This window comes from Cellulomonas sp. S1-8 (genome assembly GCF_026184235.1).
Taxonomy (GTDB): Bacteria; Actinomycetota; Actinomycetes; order Actinomycetales; family Cellulomonadaceae; genus Cellulomonas.
Window position 1 is genome coordinate 2,812,578 of record NZ_CP110806.1, and the last position, 18,319, is coordinate 2,830,896.

The window sequence follows — 18,319 nt, forward strand, 5'->3', positions numbered from 1 at the left end:
CGCCTGCGGCCCCGACCCGCCCACGGGTCGGGGCCGCGGCCGTCTCAGCGTCGACGCGCCGCGAGCCGCTCGAGCACCTCGAGGTGCTGGTCGACCACGTGCGCGAGCTCGAAGCTCTCGCGCACCACCTGCTGCGCCGCGGCCCCGACCCGGCGCGCGTGCTCCGGGTCCGTCAGCGCCTCGACGAGGGCGGCGGCCAGCGCGTCGACGTCCCCGGGCGTCGTGACGTACAGGTGCTCACGGTCGCCGAGCGGGACGGTCGGGAAGTTGTCGGCACGCCCGGGCGCGACGACCGGGACGCCGGCGGCCATCGCCTCCAGGGTCGCCGTGCCGAGGCCGATGCCCTGCTCGTGGGACTCGACGTCGGCCGCCGCGAGCAGGTCGGGGACCGCGCTCTTGGGCACCGCCCCGACGGTCATCACGTGCTCGCGCACACCGAGCTCGTCGGCCCGGCGCTCGAAGGCGTCGTAGTAGACGCGCCCCACCACCGCGAGCCGCACGTCGGGGACCTTCTCGAGCACCGCGGGCAGCGCCTCGACGAGCGCGACCCGGTCCCGCAGCGGGATGACGTGGCCGAGCGAGAGCACCAGCGGGGTCGCGTCGTCGAGCCCCAGCCGCTCCCTGCCGCTCGCGCGGTCACCCCCGACCGTCCAGTCGGCGTCGACGCCCACCGGGATGTACTCGAGCCCGGCGGTCGCCCCCCGGTAGCGCGCCTTGACGTACTCGTCCATCAGGGCGTCCATCACGACCAGGTGGGGACGGTGGACGCGCATCGTGGGGTAGACCATGAGCGCGTCCAGGCCGCGGAACACCCCGTGGTAGTGCGCCTGCGGGTTCTCCAGCCGGGTGTGCACGCTGAGCAGCGTCCGCACCCCGCGGTGCCGCGCCCAGGCCCCGGTCGCCCACGTCAGGTCGAAGAACTGCCCGTGCTGGTGCACCACGTCGGGCGCGAACCTGTCGAGCAGGCGCCACAGCCGGCGGAACAGGCTCGGGCGCGTCGCGAACGAGATGTCGAAGCTCACCGCGAACCGTGACTCGGGCAGGGCGACGGCCGGCAGCCGCACGATCGTGAGGCCGTCGCGGTGCTCGACGGGCGGTGCGTCGCCGTACGCCGCGGTGACCACGAGCACGTCGTGGCCGCGTGCGGCGTACGCGCGGGCGAGGGCGTCCGACAGGTGCGAGCTGCCCCCCACCCGCGGGGGGTAGAAGTTGTTGACGACGACGATCCTCACGCGCCGCCCTCCGGGACGAACTCGGGCCGCGTGCCCGGTGCACCGAGCTCGACGCGGGCGACGACCCGCGCCGGCACGCCCGCGACGACCGTGCGCGCGGGGACGTCGCGCGTGACGACCGCACCGGCGGCCACGACCGCCTCGTCCCCGATGGTGACGCCCATGTTCACCACCGCGTTGGCACCGAGGAAGACCCGGTCGCCGATCGTGACGGGGGCGCGCTCGACCGTCGGCCACGCCCTGCCGGACACGCAGCGGCGGGCGCTCGAGTGCGTGTACACCTGCACGCCTGCGGCGATGTCGCAGCCGGCGCCGATCGTCAGCCCGCCCGAGCCGTCGATGACGGTGAACGCGCCGATCCAGGTGCCCTCGCCGATCGTCGGCTCGCCGACGATCCAGGCGTGCTCGTGGTACGGGTTGGGCGGCAGGGCGCCGGGGGTGCGGCCCGTCATCAGCCGCCGTTCCGGATGAGGTCGGTCATGCCGTCGCGCACCGTGATGGACGACTCGAAGCCGAGGACGTCCTTCGCGCGCTGCACGTCGGCCGCACGACGCGACACGAGCACGTCGCGCGGGTTGAAGATCGGCTCGACGTCCGCGCCCACGGCGTCGATGAGGATGCGCGCCAGGTCCGCGATGGACGTGTCGATGCCGGTGCCGATGTTGACGGGCACGTTGGCCTGCTCCGACGTCAGGGCGAGGACCGCGGCGCGCGCGATGTCGTGCACGTGGATGAAGTCCATCGACTGCTCACCCTTGCCGTCGATGACGGGGGGCTCGCCCTGGCGCAGCCGGTTGACGAAGTGGTTGATGACCGACGTGTAGTACGCGGTCGTCTTCTGGCCGGGACCGTAGACGTTGAAGTACCGCAGCGCGATCCACGACAGGCCGGCGCGACGCTGGTAGAACCCGAGCAGGTCCTCGCCCGCGCGCTTGGAGATGCAGTAGGGCGTGAGCGGCGCGAGCCGGTCGTCCTCGTGCATCGGCAGCCGCTCGGGGTCCCCGTACACCGACGCGCTCGACGCGAAGACGAGCCGCTCCACGCCGTGGTCGGCGGCGGCCGCGAACACGTTGTGGTTGCCGATCATGTTGATGTCCATGGACTCGTACGGGTCGGACTGGCTCTTGTTGATCGACACCGCCGCGAAGTGGATGACGTGGCTGCAGCCCTTCATCGCCTGGTGGACGGCGCCCCCGTACCGCACGTCCTGGTCGATCAGCTCGACGTCACCTGTGGCCGCCAGGCGCGCCACGGCATCCCGGTCGCCCCGGAACATGTTGTCGAAGATGCGGACCTTGTACCCCTGCTCCAGGAGCATGGGCACGACGTGCAGCCCGATGAACCCGGCGCCGCCGGTGAAGAAGACGGTCTTGTCAGCCATGTGGATGCTCCTCGGTTGCCACCGCGCTCAGCGGCGGTGTGCGGGGTCGGTGACGACGTCGCGCACGGTGGCGGCGACGCGCTCGACCTGGTCGTCGGTCAGGTTGGCGTGCATGGGGACGGCGAGGTGCCGCTGGAAGAGGTCGGCCGAGACGGGCAGCTGCTGGCCCCCGCCGTACACCGGCTGCAGGTGGGACGCGTACGTCCCGAAGTTGCACTGCACGCCGCGGGCGCGCAGCGCGACCGCGACCGCGCCCCGGTCGAGCGAGGCGTCGAGCGTCAGCACGTAGGACTGCCAGGGGTGCTCACGGTCGGGCAGCGCGACCGGCAGCGTGACGAGCGGGAGGTCGCCCAGCAGCTCGGCGTACCCGGCGGCGGCGCGGCGCCGCGCGGCCAGCAGCGCGGGCAGCCGGCGGAGCTGGACGCGCATGATCGCGGCCGAGATGTCGGAGAGCCGGTAGTTGTAGCCGGCCTCGTCGAACGACGGCACCGGGAGGTCCGCCGACCCCTCGCGGCTCAGCGCGGGCTCGATCCCGTAGGTGTGCAGCTTGCGGGCGTGCGCCGCCAGGTCGGCACGGTCGGTGGTGAACGCGCCGCCCTCCCCCGCGGTGATCCCCTTGCGGCCGTGGAACGAGAACGTCGCGACGTCCGCGAGCGAGCCGGCGGGACGCCCCCGGTACGTCGCGCCCGCCGAGCACGCGGCGTCCTCCATCAGCCACAGCCCGTGCCGGTCGGCGATGGCGCGCAGCTCGTCGTAGTCCGCGGGCTGACCGAACACGTCGACGGCCAGGATCCCGACGGTGCGCGGGGTGATCGCGGCCTCGACGGCGGCCGGGTCGGCGCTCCAGATGTCGGGGCGGACGTCCGCGAACACCGGCACGCCCCCGGACCAGAGCACGGAGTGACCCGTGGCGGGGAACGTGTAGTCGCCGACGACGACCTCGTCGCCCGGCCGGACCCCCAGCACCTCGAGCCCGAGGTGCAGCGCGGAGCCGCAGTTGGAGGTCGCCAGAGCGTGCTGCGTCCCGGCGACGTGGGTGAACTCCTCCTCGAACGCCCGGCACGAGGGTCCTGCTCCGGAGAGCCAGCCCGAGGCGAACACCTCCGCGACGGCCTGCAGCTCTTCTTCCCCGACGGTGGGTTGGCCCAGTGCGACGACGTCAGACATACCTCTCCCAGGACGAGTAGCCGGTACAGCATAGGTGAGCCGCACCGACCCGGTGCCCGGCTAGCATGCTGCGTCGGACCAGCGCGCGCTGGACGACGTCCGGACCACGAAGGACACGATGACCACCGACATCGGCACGGCGACGGAGCCGGAGCCCACCGACGGATCCGTCCGCCGACGGTTCGTCCGCCACCCCGTGGTGCAGGCGCTGCTCGTCCTGGTGTGCGCGACGGTGGTGGCCGCACCGTTCCTCGCGGACCGGATCCGCGACACGCCGGGCATCAGTCCGCAGGACGAGCTGTCCTACATCGACACGCTCGTCCGGACCCAGGACGGTCAGCTCCTCATGCGGCAGGGCGCGACGCTCGCGCCCGAGACCCTGCAGGAGCTCGGCTGCCGCGGGGTGGACCAGTCCGCGCTCGTGCCCAACGCGAAGGTCTGCGCCGGCGCCCCCTCGGACATCGAGTTCTACAACACCGCGGACATCGACCCCCCGCTCTACCACTGGACGGTGGCGGCGCTCGCCCACGTCCCGTACGGCCTCGGTCTCACCGAGAACATGATCACGGCGGCCCGCCTCCTCGGGATCCTGTGGTGCGCGCTGACGATGACGCTCGTCTTCTTCCTCGCCCGTCACCTCGGCGCCCCCGTCGGCGCCGCCGCCGCGGCCGGCCTCGCCCCGTTGTGGCTGTCGATCACGAACATCCAGTTCCAGTACGTCACCCCGCACTCCACCGGTGCCCTCGTCGGCGCCGTCGTGGCGTTCGTCGTCGCGCTGCGGCTGCGGGACCGCGTGCCGTGGTGGGTCGTGTCGCTCGCGGGCCTGCTCGCGGGGACGGTCAAGCTGACGAACCTCGTCGTCGTCATGGCGGGCTGCGCGGCCTTCCTGGTCGCCTGGCTCTGGCGGACGCCGGACGGGGCACCGCGGCCCCGCCGCCGGCTGCTCGACATCCTCAACCTCGCCGGCTGCGCGCTCGCCGTGACGCTGGTCTGGGTCGTGGTCCGCGGCCTCCTGCGCCTCAACGACGACGAGCCGTACGAAGAGGCGCTGGTGGACAGCCTCACGCCCGCGCAGGTCCTCGAGAACGTCGGCGTCTTCATGCAGCCCCTGAGCTACGGCCCGTCGCGTGGCTTCGCCCAGCTGCTGGCCATCGCGATGTTCGGCGGCGCCGTGTGGGTCGCGGCCTCGTCCTCGATGCCGCTGTACAAGCGGCAGCTCGCGGCGGGTCTCGCCCTCGCCGGCGCCCTGGCACCCGTCGCCCTGGTCCTCATGAACTTCGTCGTCACGAGCTACTACGTGCCGACCCAGGGCCGGTACGGCCTGTCGCTCGTGCCGCTCGGGCTCGCCCTCGCCGCGTCGCTCGTGCGCCCGGGTCAACGGTGGCTGCAGGGGACGATCCTCGGCCTGAGCGTCGTGTGCCTCGCGCTCGCCTGGTACCAGACCCCGTCGCTCCTGGGGTCCTGACAGGGGCCGGGAGTCCCGTCGGGGCGCGACGCACCGCCCGTAGAGTGCACTCTGCGCCGCGGCCCGGCGCCCGTCCGTCTCGAACCTCGTCACCCTCAGGAGCACCGTGGCACGCGTCGTCGTCGTCGGAACGGGGATCGTCGGCCTCGCGGTGGCGGCCCGCCTCGCCGAGCGGGGCGACGAGGTCGTCGTGCTCGAGAAGGAGGACCGCCTCGCGACCCACCAGACGGGTCGCAACTCCGGCGTGATCCACTCGGGCATCTACTACGCCCCCGGCAGCCTCAAGGCGCGCCTCGGCCGGGCCGGTGCGGCCTCGATGCGGCGGTTCGCGCTGGACCACGGGGTCGCCGTCCAGCAGACCGGCAAGCTCATCGTCGCGACGGCCGAGGCCGAGGTCCCGCGCCTGCGCGCGCTGCAGGCGCGTGCGGCGGCCAACGAGGTCGAGGCCTCGCTGCTCGACGCGGCGGGCGCCCGCGAGCACGAGCCCCACGTCGCCGCGGTCGCCGCCCTGCACGTCCCGATCACCGGGATCGTCGACTACCCGGGGGTGTGCGACGCGCTCGCCGGCATCGTCACGGGTCGGTCCGGCACCGTCAGGACCGGTGTCCGCGTGCTGCGCGCGCGCACGACGCCGGGTCGCGTGGTGGTCGAGACGACCACCGGCGAGGTGTCCGCCGACGCGTTCGTGAACTGCGCGGGCCTGCACAGCGACCGCCTCGCCGCCGCGTCGGGGCTGCGCCCGCAGGCGAGGATCGTGCCGTTCCGTGGCGAGTACTTCGAGCTGGCGGAGCACCGGACGCACCTCGTCCGTGGCCTGATCTACCCCGTGCCGGATCCCCGCTTCCCCTTCCTCGGCGTGCACCTGACGCGGATGATCGGCGGCGGCGTCCACGCGGGACCGAACGCCGTGCTCGCCCTCGCGCGCGAGGGCTACCGCTGGCGGGACGTCTCGCCCACGGACGTCGCCGACGCGATCGGCTACCCGGGGCTGTGGCGCCTCGGTGCGCGCAACGTGGTCCCGGGCGCGGGCGAGCTGCTGCGCTCGCTGTCCCGGCGCCGGTTCGCCGCGAGCCTGGCGCGGCTCGTGCCGGGCATCGAGGCCGCCGACCTCGAGCCCGCCCCGGCCGGCGTGCGCGCCCAGGCCCTGCGCCCGGACGGCGGCCTGGTCGACGACTTCCTCGTCCAGACGGCCCCGCGCCAGGTCCACGTCCTGAACGCACCCTCGCCCGCGGCGACGGCGGCCCTCGAGATCGCGGCGCACCTCGAGCGCGAGCTCGACGCGGCACTCGGCTGACCGGCGGCGACACACCGGCCGGACGCCCCGGGGGCGCGCGACGCCGGGGTTAGCGTGAGGAGCCACCCTCCGCACGGACCGAGAGACCATGACCGCGCTGCTGCCACGGACCACCCGCCTGCCCTCCCCGCCCGCCGAGCGCCGCCGCACCGGCCACCGCGCCGTCCCGGCCGTGCTCCTCGTGGCGGCCGGCCTGGTGCTGGGTGCCTGCACGACCGGAACCCCGTCGGCGACGGCCCCACCCACGTCGGGCGGCCCGACGTCCTCGGCGACGCCGAGCGCCACCGGCACGCCGTCCGGGGGCCCGTCCCCGAGCGCGTCGGCCGACGCCCCGGCGACGGACGACCCGGGGACCGACCCCGCGCCGACCCCTGACGAGCCCGCTCCGCCGGCCGCGACCGTCGACGTCGTCGTGACCTTCTCCGGCTGGAACGCGCTGACGTCGGCGGCCGAGGTCGGCGCCTACGCCGCGACGCTGTCCCCCGGGACGTGCACGCTGCGGCTGACGGGGCCCGGGGGCGCCACCGCCGAGGTCACGGCCGCCACCTTCGCCGACGCGACCACGGTCAGCTGCAGCGGTCTGGCCGTGCCGCGTGAGCAGCTGTCGAGCGGCACCTGGACGGGCGTCGTCGAGTACGTCGGCCCGAATGCCTCAGGTCGGACCGATGTCCCGCCGATGGACATCCCATGACAGATCGCCGTCGTCGCGCCCCCCGACTCGTCCTGGCTCTCGCGGCGCTCGTGACGGGCGCAGCCCTCGGCCTCGCCGGGGCGTCGGGCGCGACCGCGGCCGACCTGTCCCAGTTCCAGCCCGGGTTCATCATCTCCGACGCGGTGTTCGTCGACAGCGGCGCGATGAGCGCGGCCGCGGTGCAGTCGTTCCTCGATGCCCGCGCGCCCAGCTGCCGCCCGGGCAACGACGGCACGCCCTGCCTGCGCACCGCGCGCTTCGACACGTGGACCCGCCCCGCCGACGACCGCTGCCGCGGCACCTACACGGGCGCCGGCAACGAGTCGGCGGCCGACGTGATCGTCAAGGTCGCGCAGGCCTGCGGCATCAACCCCCGGGTCCTGCTCGTGATGCTGCAGAAGGAGCAGGGGCTCGTGACGGCCTCCGGCGGCTCGCTCACGCCGTCGCGCTACCAGAAGGCCATGGGCTTCGGCTGCCCCGACACGGCGCCCTGCGACACCCGCTACTACGGCTTCTACAACCAGCTGTACCAGGCGGCCTGGCAGCTCAACAACTACGCGCTCAACCCGACCCGCTACGCGCACCGCGCCGGCGTGGTCAACAACGTCCGGTTCCACCCCAACGCCGCGTGCGGCACCGCGCCCGTGCTGATCCGGAACCAGGCGACCGCGAGCCTGTACAACTACACGCCCTACCAGCCGAACACGGCCGCCCTCGCGGCGGGGTACGGCACGGGCGACGGGTGCTCGTCGTACGGCAACCGCAACTTCTGGAACTACTTCACCGACTGGTTCGGCCGGCCCGACGGCGCCGACCCCATCGGGGTCGTCGAGTCCGTGACCGCCACGAACACCGGGGTGACGGTGTCCGGGTGGACGCTCGACCCGGACACGTCGGCGTCGACCGAGGTGCACCTGTACGTGGACGGTGCGGGGACGGCGGCGATGGCCGACAAGTCCCGGCCGGACGTCGCGGCCGCCTACGGCAAGGGCGACCGGCACGGATTCCTCGTGACCGTCCCCGCGGCACCGGGACCCCGGTCGGTCTGCACGTTCGGCATCTCGTCCGGCCCCGGGAACAACACGCTCCTCGACTGCCGTACGGTCGTCGTCCCCGACGCCGTGCCGATCGGTGCCGTGACCTCCGTGACCGCCGGCACCGACTCCCTCACCATCGCCGGCTGGACGCTCGACCCCGACACTGCCGCGGCCACGGAGGCACACCTCTACGTCGACGGCGTGGGCGTCGCGGTGCGCGCGGACCGGCCCGTCGGCGGCCTGAACGCCGCGTACGGCAAGGGCGACAACCACGGGTTCTCGCACACTGTGAAGGTCAAGGCCGGGGCGCGCAGCATCTGCGTCTACGGGATCAACACGTCCGCCGGGGGGCACACCCTGCTCGACTGCCGGACGGTCGTCGTCGGCGCGTCGCGACCCCCGATCGGCTCGTTCGACGGCGTCAGCGTCACCGGGTCGCGCGCCACCATCTGGGGCTGGACGCTCGACCCCGACACGAAGGACCCCACCGAGGCGCACGTCTACGTCGACGGTGTCGGCGTGGCCGTCCGGGCCGACCGGAGCCGGCCCGACGTCGCCGCGGCGTACGGCACCACCGCGACGCGCGGGTTCAGCGACACCCGGACGCTCGCGCCCGGGAAGCACCAGGTCTGTGCCCACGCCATCGACACCGCCGGCGGCGCGAACACCCTGCTCGGGTGCCGCACGTTCGTCGTGGCGAACGCCGCCCCGCTGGGCTTCATCGACGTGCTCCAGGTCGACGGCCCGACGATGACCGTCAGCGGCTGGACGTGGGACCCCGACACGGCGAACCCCAACGAGGTGCACGTCTACGTCGACGGGGTCGGCGTGGCGCTGTCGGCGGACCTGTCGCGCCCGGACGTCGCCGCCGCCTACCAGACCGCACCGCAGCGCGGCTACACGCACAGCAGGACCCTGGCCCCGGGCCAGCACAGCATCTGCGTGTACTCGATCGACACCGCCGGCGGGGCCCACACGCTCCTCGGTTGCCGCTCCTTCACCACGTCCTGACGCCGCGAGGGGGACCCGAGGCCGGTGCCTCGGGTCCCCCTCGCGCGGCGTCGTACGCCGCCTCAGCGGCCGGAGCCGCCGCCTCAGCGCCCGGGGCCGCCGCCCGTGATCCGGCGGACGCGCCCTGCCGCCCGCCGGGCGACCTCGCGCACACCGCCCTGCGACATGTACTCGCGCAGCAGGTGGACGTCGCCGCGCACGGAGATCGGCGGCGGCGGCGCGACGTACATGGCCGTGGTGACGGGTCCGAGGCGGCCCGTCAGGTCGGCCGCGCGCCGGGGGGCGCGGCAGAAGTCGACGAGCGGCTGCAGCACCCGCTCCCAGCGGTAGGACTCCGCGAAGGCACGGACGTTCGCCTGCACGGCGTCGATGGCCTCCCTGTCGTACAGCATCTGCTCGAGGGCCTCGACCAGGGCGTCGACGTCCTGCGGCGGCACGACACGGCCGAGGTCGTGGGCGCGGATCAGCTCGCCGAACGTGTCGCCGCCGGTCGCCACGATGGGCAGCGACGTCCACAGGTAGTCGAGGATGCGCGTCCGGAAGCTGAAGGCCGTCTCGATGTGCTCGAAGTGCGTCGAGACACCGACGTCGGCGTCGAGGAGGTAGTCGGCCCGCTCCTCGTAGGGCACCCAGCCCTCGTTGAAGAACACGTGCTTGTCGACCAGGCCGAGCTCGGCGGCCAGCTCCCGCGTGCGCCACGCGATCTTCATCTCCGGCACGCCCGGGTTGGGGTGCTTGAGGCCCATGAAGTACAGCCGGACCTCGGGGTGCTCCCGGCGCAGCACGTCGACGGCACGGATGAGGGTCAGCGGGTCGAACCAGTTGTAGATCCCGCCACCCCACAGGATGACCTTGTCGTCGACGGAGATGCCCTCGGTGGCGCCCTTGATGGCGTGCCGCTTCTGGACCGGGTCCGTGTCGGCGATGCCGAACGGCACCACGGACAGCAGGGAGCGCAGCGACTCGTCCTCGTCGTACACCGCGGGGTTGATGCGCCCCTGGGCGGCGAGCTGCCCGAGCCAGAAGTCACGCTGCTTCTCCGAGGCGCACAGCATGAGGTCGGCACGCGCGATCTGCTCGTTGAGCGCCCGCGTCGTCTCCCGGACCGCCATCTCGCGGCCGCCGGGACCCTGGTCCTTCGCCTGCTCGAGCTGCTCGAGGTGCATGGGGTCGTAGATGTCCGCGACGACGATCTTGTCGCTCGTCTTCAGCCACGGGGCACCCTCGAGCAGGAAGCCCTGGAAGATGATGACGTCGGCCCACCCGGTCGCCTCGATGAGCTTCTTGCCGTACAGGTACTCGGCGGTGAAGCCCTCGGGCTCGATCCAGCTCCCGCTCGTGGACGCCAGCCGTACCTCGTGCTCCGCGCTGAGGGTCCGCGCGATCTCCCAGGCCCGGATCGCGGGGCCCGCCATCGTGGTCTTGAGCGGCTCCCCCGTGACGACGAGCACGCGGCGGCGGGTCGCGAAGCGCGACGCCACGTCGAACGCCTCGACGAGGACGCGGTGCGCCTCGAGGTAGCTGTCGATCGCGTACGCGGGCTCCATCGCCTGCCGGAACAGCGGGAACAGGTCGGTGTCCGGACGCCGGCGGCGCGTCTGCAGGTCCTTGCGGCTCTGGGCGAGCGACTCGAGCTGCTCGACGAAGTAGTCGATCGCGTACGGCCCGGTCAGGGCCATCTTCGACAGCTCGAGCGTGCCGACGTCGTCGTTGCCCGGGGAGCGCTGCAGGTCCAGGGTCGAGGTGTCGACGTCCGCCCGCGCGAACGACCGGCGGACCGCGAGGGCCATCGCCGCAGGCAGGGCGCGCGCCAGCGACTCGTCGTCGAGGTTCTTGTACATCGACATGAGCGCGTTGCGCTCGAGAAGGTACGTCTCGCGGAAGTTGCCGAACTTCTTCATGGTGACGTGGTGCTTGTGGTACGCCACCGAGCCCGGGACGTACCGCACCCGGTACCCCAGCAGGTTGAGCCGCCACCCGAGGTCGACGTCCTCGTAGAACATGAAGAACCGCTCGTCGAAGCCACCGACCTCGCGGAACAGGTCGGTGCGCATGAACATCGCCGCGCCCGTGCCGAAGAGCACGTCCTTCGCCGTGTCCCACTCGCCCGTGTCGAGCTTCTCGACCTCGCGCTTGTAGCCCATGCCGAACCAGGTCAGGGACCCGTCGACGTAGTCGATCCGCTCGCCCTCCCAGTCGAGGACCTTGCACGCGACGGCGCCGATCCCGCGGTCCGCGGCGAGCACGTCGACGGCCGCCCGGACCCAGTCGCGGTGCGGGCGGGCGTCGTTGTTGAGGAACGCGACGTACTCGCCGGTCGCGTGCCGGACCCCGAGGTTGCAGCCGCCGGCGAACCCCGTGTTGCCGCCCGCGGCGACGACCAGGGCGTCGGGGACCGCCGACCGGATCGCCTCGACGCTGCCGTCCTGCGAGTCGTTGTCGACGACCACGAGCTGGAGCTGCTCGCGGGGCCAGTCGACGTCGTCGAACGCGCGCAGCGCGGTGATCGTGTCCTGGGCACCCTTGTAGTTCACCAGGACGACGGTCACCACGCCGGGACGGATCTCCCCCGTACGGCCGCTCTTGCTGCTCACGCGCTCTCCCTCGTCCACGTCGCCCCCATCGCCACGATCCCGCCCGACTCGCGCGGCGACCCGGCTTCCACGTCGAACCGCACGACCTTGCGGCGCAGGTCGTACGTGTGCTGCGTCGTCCAGTCCACGACCGACGCGATGACGTCGAACGTGCCCGGCTGCAGCGGCAGCGCCGGCACGACGCAGTCCACGGTGCCCTTGCCGGACACCGCGTCGATCTCCAGGCCGCCGTCCCGCGTGTGGTACGCCCAGACGTAGACCCCCTCGAGGGTCTCGACGGCCAGGCCGAAGACGGGCTTGTCGACCCGCTCGTGCGCGTCGTAGTGCAGCCGGACGCGCATCGGGTCGCCGGTGCGGACCGTGGTGACCGGCTGGCCGTCGCCGTCGAGGAGCTCGACGCGCTCGACCGTCACCTCGCCCGAGCCGTGCCGACCGGTCTCGTGCTCGGGCTGCTCGCCCTGCACGCTGCGCTCGACGTGCGTCGAGTCGACGTACTCGTCCACGAGCGACGTCGCGGGGCCCGACTGCACGAGGCGGCCGTGGTCGAGCCACGCCGCGTGGTCGCACATCGTGCGCATCGTGCCCATCGCGTGGCTGACGATGACGACCGTCTTGCCGGCGGCGCGGAACTCCGCGAACTTCTCCATGCACTTGGCCTGGAAGTTCGCGTCACCGACGGCGAGGACCTCGTCGACCAGCAGGATGTCCGGGTCCACGTTGATCGCCACGGAGAACCCCAGCCGCACGTACATGCCGGACGAGTAGTTCTTCACGGGCTGGTCGATGAACGTCTCGATGCCGGCGAAGTCGACGATGCCGTCGAACTTGCGGTCGATCTCCCGCTTGCCGAGGCCCAGGATCGAGCCGTTGAGGTACACGTTCTCGCGTCCCGTGAGCTCGGGGTGGAAGCCCGAACCGAGCTCGAGGAGCGCCGCGACGGAGCCGCCGACCGCGATCGTCCCCTCGTCGGGGACGAGGATCCGGGCCAGGCACTTGAGCAGCGTCGACTTGCCCGACCCGTTCTCCCCGATGAGCCCGAAGGTGGAGCCCTGCGGGATCGAGAAGCCCACGTCGCGCAGGGCCCAGAACTCGTCGTACTTGGCCCGGCGGCCGCGCATGAGCGACGCCTTGAGCGACTGGTTGCGCTCCCGGTACATGCGGAAGCGCTTGGAGACGCCGTCGACCTCGATGATCTCGCTCACAGCTCCTCCGCCATCCGCGGCTCGAAGCGGTGGAAGACCCGCCACCCGATGAACAGGACGACGACGGCCGACGCCACGCACCAGATCATGTCCGTCTGGGACGGCCACGTCTCCTCGTACAGCACGGAGCGGAACGCCTGCGTGAAGTGGAGCATGGGGTTGAGCTCCCAGAAGGACACCAGGGGGAAGGAGAGGTCGTACTGCGCGAGCCGGGCGTTGAGGTCCTTCTCGGCCTCCGCCACCAGCCTCAGGGGGTAGATGATCGGCGTGGCGTACAGCCAGATCTGCATCAGGATGGCCACGAAGTGCTCGGTGTCGCGGAAGTAGACGTTCGCGACCGACAGCATCAGCGCGAACCCCAGCGCCATCGCGGTGAGCAGCACCATGAGGACCACGACCATCGGCAGCCAGGGGAACACCATCTGGCCGAACAGGGTCAGGGCGACGACCAGCACCCCCAGCTCGATCGCCGTGGTCACGTTGAGGGCGAACACGCTCGAGGCGACGAGCACCTCCCGCGGGAAGAAGACCTTCTTCACCAGGTTGGCGTTCGCCACGATCGAGTTCAGGCCCGTCATCAGCGCCGAGGAGAAGAACGTCCACGGGATCAGGGCGCACATGAGCCACAGCGCGAAGACGTGCAGGCCCGTGCGGCTCGGTTCGATCGGGACCCGCATGAAGACGCCGAAGACGACCGTGTAGACGGCCATGGTGGCGATGGGGTTGATCAGGGACCACAGGTTGCCGAGGGCGGTGCGCTTGTAGCGCCCTTTGACCTCGCGCATCGTGAGGTTCACCAGGAGCTCGCGCGTGCGGCGCGTACGCGTGGCGTCCCTCACGCCGTGGTCACCTGCGCGCACATGCCGACGGGCCCGGGACGTGGCCCCGGGGTCAGGGGACGATGCATGGGCCCGATCCTAGGCGACGTGGCGACGCCTGACGCTCACCCCGTGCCTCAGGACGGCCGTCGCAGCCGCCCGTACAGGCGGCGCGGAGCGCGCAGCGCCCGCATCGCGCGCGTCGCGTACAGCGCCTCGACCTCGGTCTCGGCGTGCTCGGCGCGCCGCTGCGCCTCCGCGACGGACCGGTGCTCGGCCTTCAGCAGGTCACGGGTCCTGTCCGCCTCGGCGCGGGCGGAGTCCCGCTCGAGCACCAGTGCGTCGACCTGCGACCGGAGCCGGGCGACGGCGCCGTCACGGTCGTCGAGGACGGCCCGCAGGACGAACTGGTAGACGTCCGCGTCCGGCTGGCGGCGCACCCACTCCAGGGCGCCGTCCGGCAGTGCGGTCGTGTCGACGGGGATCTCGGTCGCCAGGGCGTCGGCGTGGGTCGGCCACAGGTCGATGACCGCGAGCCCGGCGTCGCTGAGGAGACGCAGCAGCGTGACGCGTGTGAAGAACGTCACGTGCGTCCGGTCCAGCAGGCCGCGGTCCTGGTACTCCCAGCCGCCCTGGAGCAGGGACAGCCGGATCGACCCGTGCGCGACGTTCGGCACGGAGACGACGACGCTGCCGCCGGGACGCAGCAGGCCGACGCTGCTGCGCAGCAGGCGCAACGGGTCGCGCAGGTGCTCCAGCACGTCGCCGAACACGATCACGTCGAAGCTGGCCGGGCCGAACGTCTCGAGCAGGTCGGCCTGCTCCAGGTCGACGACGTGCACCGCGTCGAGGACGTGCGCCGCCTTCTCGACGGCTGCCTGGTCGATGTCGACGCCGACGACCTCGCAGCCGCGGCGCTTGAGCACCTCCCCCAGGTACCCCGTGGCGCAGCCGACGTCGAGGACGCGCTTGCCGGGACCCACGAGACGGACGAGGTATGCATGGGAGTTGTCCTCGAGTGCCTCGTCGACGACGGTGTCATACGTGGGCATGGTGGCCTTCCTCGGTAGGAGCAGTCGATGGTACCGAAGCGGGGAGTCCCTGGATGTCACCCGTGAGAGCATCACCGCGTGCGCATCACGCTCGACGGGACCCCCTTGCTCGGCCGACGCACCGGGATCGGGACCTACGTGGCGCGCGTGCTCGACGCGCTCCCGGCCGCAGCGCGACGCGCCGACGTCGACGTGAGCCTCGAGGTCATGACCTGGAGCCTGCGCGGCGGCCGCGTCCGCACCCTGCCCGACGGCGTGCGCCAGGTCGGCCCCCCCGTGCCGGCGCGCGTGCTGCGCGAGGCCTGGGCGCGCTGGGACGTCCCGCCGGTCGAGGCGCTCGTGGGGGGCACGTCGCTCGTCCACGGCACGAACTTCGTCTCGCCCCCGACGCGGCGGGCGCGCGAGGTGGTCACGGTGCACGACCTCGCGTACGTGCACCTGCCCCAGACCGTCAGCCCGGACGCCGCGCGGTACCGCACGCTCGTGCCGCGCGCGCTGGGTCGCGGCGCGCAGGTGGTCGTGCCGTCCGCCGCCACCGCCGCCGCGGTGCGTGACCACTACGCGCTCGAGCAGGACCGCGTCAGCGTGACCCCGCTCGGCGTCGACCCCGGCTGGGCCGACGCGCGACCGCCGGGGGCCGCGTGGCGCGAGCGGCGCACGATCCCGGAGCGGTACGTGCTGTTCGTCGGCACCCTCGAGCCGCGCAAGAACCTCCCCCGGCTCCTGCAGGCGCACCGCGCGCTGCGACGGGACGTCCCGGACGCGCCGACGCTCGTGCTCGCCGGCCAGGCCGGGGCCGGCGCGTCGCTCGGGGACACGACGGACGTCGTCCGCACGGGGTGGCTCGAGGACGACGAGCTGCGCGCGCTGGTGGCGGGGGCGCAGGCCGTCCTGCTCCCGTCGCTCGACGAGGGGTTCGGGCTGCCGGTGCTCGAGGCTTTCGCCGCGGGCAGGCCCGTGCTCGCGGGCGACGTGCCGGCGCTGCGCGAGGTCGGCGGGGGGCACGCGACGTACGCCGACCCGCGGGACGTCGAGGCCCTGGCCGCCGGGCTCGAGCGGGTCCTGACCTCGCCCGACGACGCACCGGCGCAGGACGCGCGCCGGGCATGGGCCGCGCGGTTCACCTGGGACGCGACCGCCGACGCGACCCTGGCCGTCTACCGCCGGGCGCTGTCGTGAGCGCACCGGCACCCGAGCCCGACGTCACCGTCGTCACGGTGACCTACGACGCGGCAGGTCTGGTGCGGACCTGCCTGGACAGCCTGGCGGCGCAGCGGCTCGACGGGGTGCGCATGGCGGTCGTCGTCGTCGACAACGCCTCGTCCGACGGCACCGCCGAGGTCGTCGCCGACGAGTACCCCGAGGTGCGGCTCGTCCGGTCCGCGCGCAACCTCGGGTTCGCGGGGGGCAACAACCTCGCGCTGCGACAGGTCCGGTCCCCCTACGTCGTCCTGGTCAACAACGACGCCGTGATCGCCCCCGACGCGGTGTGGGCGCTGGTCCGGGCGATGGACGCGGCCCCCGACGACGTCGCGGCGATGGCGGCGACCGTGCTGCTCGCGGCCCGGTTCCGCGCCGCCGGCCCGGACGAGCAGGACGCGCCGGGCGCGGTGCAGGGGCCCGACGGTCGCTGGGTGCCCGACCCGGCCGGCGACGTGCGGCTGGTGAACTCGACCGGCAACGAGGTGCGCACCGACGGGTTCGGCCAGGACCGGGGGTGGCTCGCCGACGCCGCGCGGCACCGACCCGCGCGGGACGTGTTCGGCTTCTCCGGCGCCGCGGCGGTGCTGCGGACGTCCGCGCTGCGGGACGTCGGGCTCTTCGACGAGTCGTTCTTCATGTACTACGAGGACACGGACCTGTCGTGGCGCCTGCGCCTCGCCGGCTACCGGGTCGAGCACTGTGCTGACGCCGTCGTCGAGCACGTGCACGCCGCGTCGTCCGGGGAGGGCAGCGAGCTCTTCCGCTTCCACGACGCGCGCAACCGGTTGGCGATGCTGACCAAGGACGCGTCCGCCGGGCTCGCGCTGACGGCGGTCGTGCGGTTCGCCGCGACGACCGCGTCGCTCGCGATCCGCCGCCGCCGCTGGGACCTCGCCCGCACGCGCTCGCGTGCGCTGGGGTCGTACGTGCGCATGCTGCCCGGCCTGGTCCGCGAGCGGCACCGGATCGGGCGCGCCGCGCGGCTGCCCCGCGCCCGCGTCGAGGAGCTGTTCGTCGCCGCCGGCGAGGGGTACGCGTACCGGTCCTGACGCGGCGCTCCGCGGCGGCGGCGCACGACCTCGCCCGGCCACGACCGTGCGCGGTAGCGTGTGGCGCTGCCACGTCCCGTCCCCCAGCCTCCCGAAGGATCGAAGTCCATGCGCATGCTCGTCACCGGCGGAGCCGGTTTCATCGGCTCGAACTTCGTGCACCAGACGGTGCGGGAACGGCCCGACGTGCACGTGACGGTGCTGGACGCCCTCACCTACGCCGGCGACGAGCGCAGCCTCGACCCGGTCGACGGCCAGGTCGTCTTCGCCAAGGGCGACATCGCGGACCCCGACATCGTCGACCAGCTCGTCCGCGACACCGACCTCGTCGTGCACTTCGCCGCCGAGTCGCACAACGACAACTCGCTGCACGACCCGTGGCCGTTCGTGCGGACCAACGTCATCGGCACCTACCAGCTGCTCGAGGCCGTGCGCCGGTACGACGTGCGCTACCACCACGTGTCGACGGACGAGGTCTACGGCGACCTCGAGCTCGACGACCCGGCCAAGTTCACGCCCGACACCCCGTACAACCCGTCGAGCCCGTACTCGTCGACCAAGGCCGCGTCCGACCTGCTGGTGCGCGCCTGGGCCCGGAGCTTCGGCGTGCGGGCGACGATCTCGAACTGCTCGAACAACTACGGGCCGTTCCAGCACGTGGAGAAGTTCATCCCGCGTCAGATCACCAACGTGATCGACGGCGTGCGCCCCAAGCTCTACGGCACCGGGGAGAACGTGCGCGACTGGATCCACGTCGAGGACCACAACTCCGCGGTCTGGTCGATCATCGAGAAGGGCCGCCTCGGTGAGACGTACCTCATCGGCGCCGACGGCGAGAAGGACAACAAGACGGTGATCGAGCTCATCCTCGAGCTCATGGGCCAGGCCCCCGACGCGTACGACCACGTCAACGACCGCCCCGGCCACGACATGCGGTACGCGATCGACGCGACCAAGCTGCGCACCGAGCTGGGCTGGGAGCCGCGGTACACGACGTTCCACGACGGGCTCGCCGCGACGATCGACTGGTACCGCGCGCACGAGGCGTGGTGGCGCCCGCAGAAGGACGCCACCGAGGCGAAGTACGCGGTGCTGGGGCGCTGACCAGGCCGGCCATCTCCAC

General features: G+C 72.7%; 15 protein-coding genes. 7 read left to right on the plus strand and 8 right to left on the minus strand.

The features are described from left to right. Window positions 1–44 precede the first annotated feature (44 nt). From OKX07_RS12625 to OKX07_RS12640, 4 genes are read right to left on the minus strand one after another with little or no spacing between them, the layout of a single operon-like run. A complete protein-coding gene (locus tag OKX07_RS12625) occupies window positions 45–1,232 on the minus strand; it encodes a glycosyltransferase family 4 protein (RefSeq protein WP_265628413.1) in 1,188 nt (395 codons plus the stop codon). Beyond that, entirely contained in the window at window positions 1,229–1,684 is a 456-nt protein-coding gene (locus OKX07_RS12630) for an acyltransferase (RefSeq protein WP_265628414.1), read from the minus strand. Before OKX07_RS12630 ends, OKX07_RS12625 begins: the two co-directional genes overlap by 4 nt. Then, window positions 1,684–2,613: an NAD-dependent epimerase/dehydratase family protein gene (locus tag OKX07_RS12635; protein ID WP_265628415.1), complete on the minus strand. Its 930-nt coding sequence runs from the start codon at window positions 2,611–2,613 to the stop codon at window positions 1,684–1,686. The genes OKX07_RS12630 and OKX07_RS12635 overlap by 1 nt, the downstream gene beginning before the upstream one ends. A 27-nt stretch (window positions 2,614–2,640) precedes the next feature. Next, window positions 2,641–3,780, minus strand: a complete 1,140-nt coding sequence (locus OKX07_RS12640; RefSeq protein WP_265628416.1) for a DegT/DnrJ/EryC1/StrS family aminotransferase — start codon at window positions 3,778–3,780, stop codon at window positions 2,641–2,643. A 118-nt stretch (window positions 3,781–3,898) separates the two neighbouring features. On the opposite strand from OKX07_RS12640, the gene OKX07_RS12645 reads away from it, so the two are divergent. From OKX07_RS12645 to OKX07_RS12660, 4 genes are all read left to right on the plus strand, one after another. Continuing rightward, the gene (locus OKX07_RS12645) at window positions 3,899–5,245 is read left to right on the plus strand and encodes a hypothetical protein (protein WP_265628417.1); all 1,347 of its coding nucleotides are present in this window, start codon (window positions 3,899–3,901) and stop codon (window positions 5,243–5,245) included. Between the two features lie 106 nt (window positions 5,246–5,351). Then, on the plus strand, window positions 5,352–6,539 hold the full coding sequence (gene lhgO / locus OKX07_RS12650) for an L-2-hydroxyglutarate oxidase (protein WP_265628418.1): 1,188 nt from the start codon (window positions 5,352–5,354) through the stop codon (window positions 6,537–6,539). Window positions 6,540–6,627: 88 nt separating this feature from the next. Further along, window positions 6,628–7,230: a hypothetical protein gene (locus tag OKX07_RS12655; protein ID WP_265628419.1), complete on the plus strand. Its 603-nt coding sequence runs from the start codon at window positions 6,628–6,630 to the stop codon at window positions 7,228–7,230. After that, entirely contained in the window at window positions 7,227–9,278 is a 2,052-nt protein-coding gene (locus tag OKX07_RS12660; RefSeq protein WP_265628420.1) for a hypothetical protein, read from the plus strand. The genes OKX07_RS12655 and OKX07_RS12660 overlap by 4 nt, the downstream gene beginning before the upstream one ends. Window positions 9,279–9,361: 83 nt before the next feature. On the opposite strand, the gene OKX07_RS12665 is transcribed toward OKX07_RS12660, so the two are convergent. The 4 genes from OKX07_RS12665 to OKX07_RS12680 form a co-directional block, all read right to left on the minus strand. Then, the gene (locus OKX07_RS12665) at window positions 9,362–11,872 is read right to left on the minus strand and encodes a glycosyltransferase (RefSeq protein ID WP_265628421.1); all 2,511 of its coding nucleotides are present in this window, start codon (window positions 11,870–11,872) and stop codon (window positions 9,362–9,364) included. Continuing rightward, window positions 11,869–13,074 carry an ABC transporter ATP-binding protein gene (locus tag OKX07_RS12670; protein WP_265628422.1) on the minus strand — a complete coding sequence of 402 codons (1,206 nt, stop codon included), beginning with the start codon at window positions 13,072–13,074 and terminating at the stop codon, window positions 11,869–11,871. Before OKX07_RS12670 ends, OKX07_RS12665 begins: the two co-directional genes overlap by 4 nt. After that, window positions 13,071–13,913, minus strand: coding sequence for an ABC transporter permease (locus tag OKX07_RS12675; protein WP_265628423.1), 843 nt, complete (start codon window positions 13,911–13,913; stop codon window positions 13,071–13,073). Before OKX07_RS12675 ends, OKX07_RS12670 begins: the two co-directional genes overlap by 4 nt. Before the next feature lie 116 nt (window positions 13,914–14,029). Beyond that, window positions 14,030–14,944, minus strand: a complete 915-nt coding sequence (locus OKX07_RS12680) for a class I SAM-dependent methyltransferase (protein WP_265628424.1) — start codon at window positions 14,942–14,944, stop codon at window positions 14,030–14,032. A gap of 78 nt (window positions 14,945–15,022) precedes the next feature. On the opposite strand from OKX07_RS12680, the gene OKX07_RS12685 reads away from it, so the two are divergent. The 3 genes from OKX07_RS12685 (at window position 15,023) to rfbB (ending at window position 18,300) form a co-directional block, all read left to right on the plus strand. Beyond that, window positions 15,023–16,123, plus strand: a complete 1,101-nt coding sequence (locus OKX07_RS12685; RefSeq protein WP_265628425.1) for a glycosyltransferase family 4 protein — start codon at window positions 15,023–15,025, stop codon at window positions 16,121–16,123. After that, entirely contained in the window at window positions 16,120–17,196 is a 1,077-nt protein-coding gene (locus tag OKX07_RS12690; protein WP_265628426.1) for a glycosyltransferase family 2 protein, read from the plus strand. The genes OKX07_RS12685 and OKX07_RS12690 overlap by 4 nt, the downstream gene beginning before the upstream one ends. Window positions 17,197–17,304: 108 nt before the next feature. Then, a complete protein-coding gene (rfbB, locus tag OKX07_RS12695; RefSeq protein WP_265628427.1) occupies window positions 17,305–18,300 on the plus strand; it encodes a dTDP-glucose 4,6-dehydratase in 996 nt (331 codons plus the stop codon). The last annotated feature ends 19 nt before the right edge of the window (window positions 18,301–18,319 follow it).

What these genes read in the sequence shown, in the direction of transcription:
- OKX07_RS12645 (WP_265628417.1), top strand. Translation starts at nt 3,899, where the DNA reads ATGACCACCGACATCGGCACGGCGACGGAGCCGGAGCCCACCGACGGA.
- OKX07_RS12660 (WP_265628420.1), top strand. Translation starts at nt 7,227, where the DNA reads ATGACAGATCGCCGTCGTCGCGCCCCCCGACTCGTCCTGGCTCTCGCG.
- OKX07_RS12655 (WP_265628419.1), top strand. Translation starts at nt 6,628, where the DNA reads ATGACCGCGCTGCTGCCACGGACCACCCGCCTGCCCTCCCCGCCCGCC.
- OKX07_RS12630 (WP_265628414.1), bottom strand. Translation starts at nt 1,684, where the DNA reads ATGACGGGCCGCACCCCCGGCGCCCTGCCGCCCAACCCGTACCACGAG.
- OKX07_RS12635 (WP_265628415.1), bottom strand. Translation starts at nt 2,613, where the DNA reads ATGGCTGACAAGACCGTCTTCTTCACCGGCGGCGCCGGGTTCATCGGG.
- rfbB (WP_265628427.1), top strand. Translation starts at nt 17,305, where the DNA reads ATGCGCATGCTCGTCACCGGCGGAGCCGGTTTCATCGGCTCGAACTTC.
- OKX07_RS12640 (WP_265628416.1), bottom strand. Translation starts at nt 3,780, where the DNA reads ATGTCTGACGTCGTCGCACTGGGCCAACCCACCGTCGGGGAAGAAGAG.
- OKX07_RS12680 (WP_265628424.1), bottom strand. Translation starts at nt 14,944, where the DNA reads ATGCCCACGTATGACACCGTCGTCGACGAGGCACTCGAGGACAACTCC.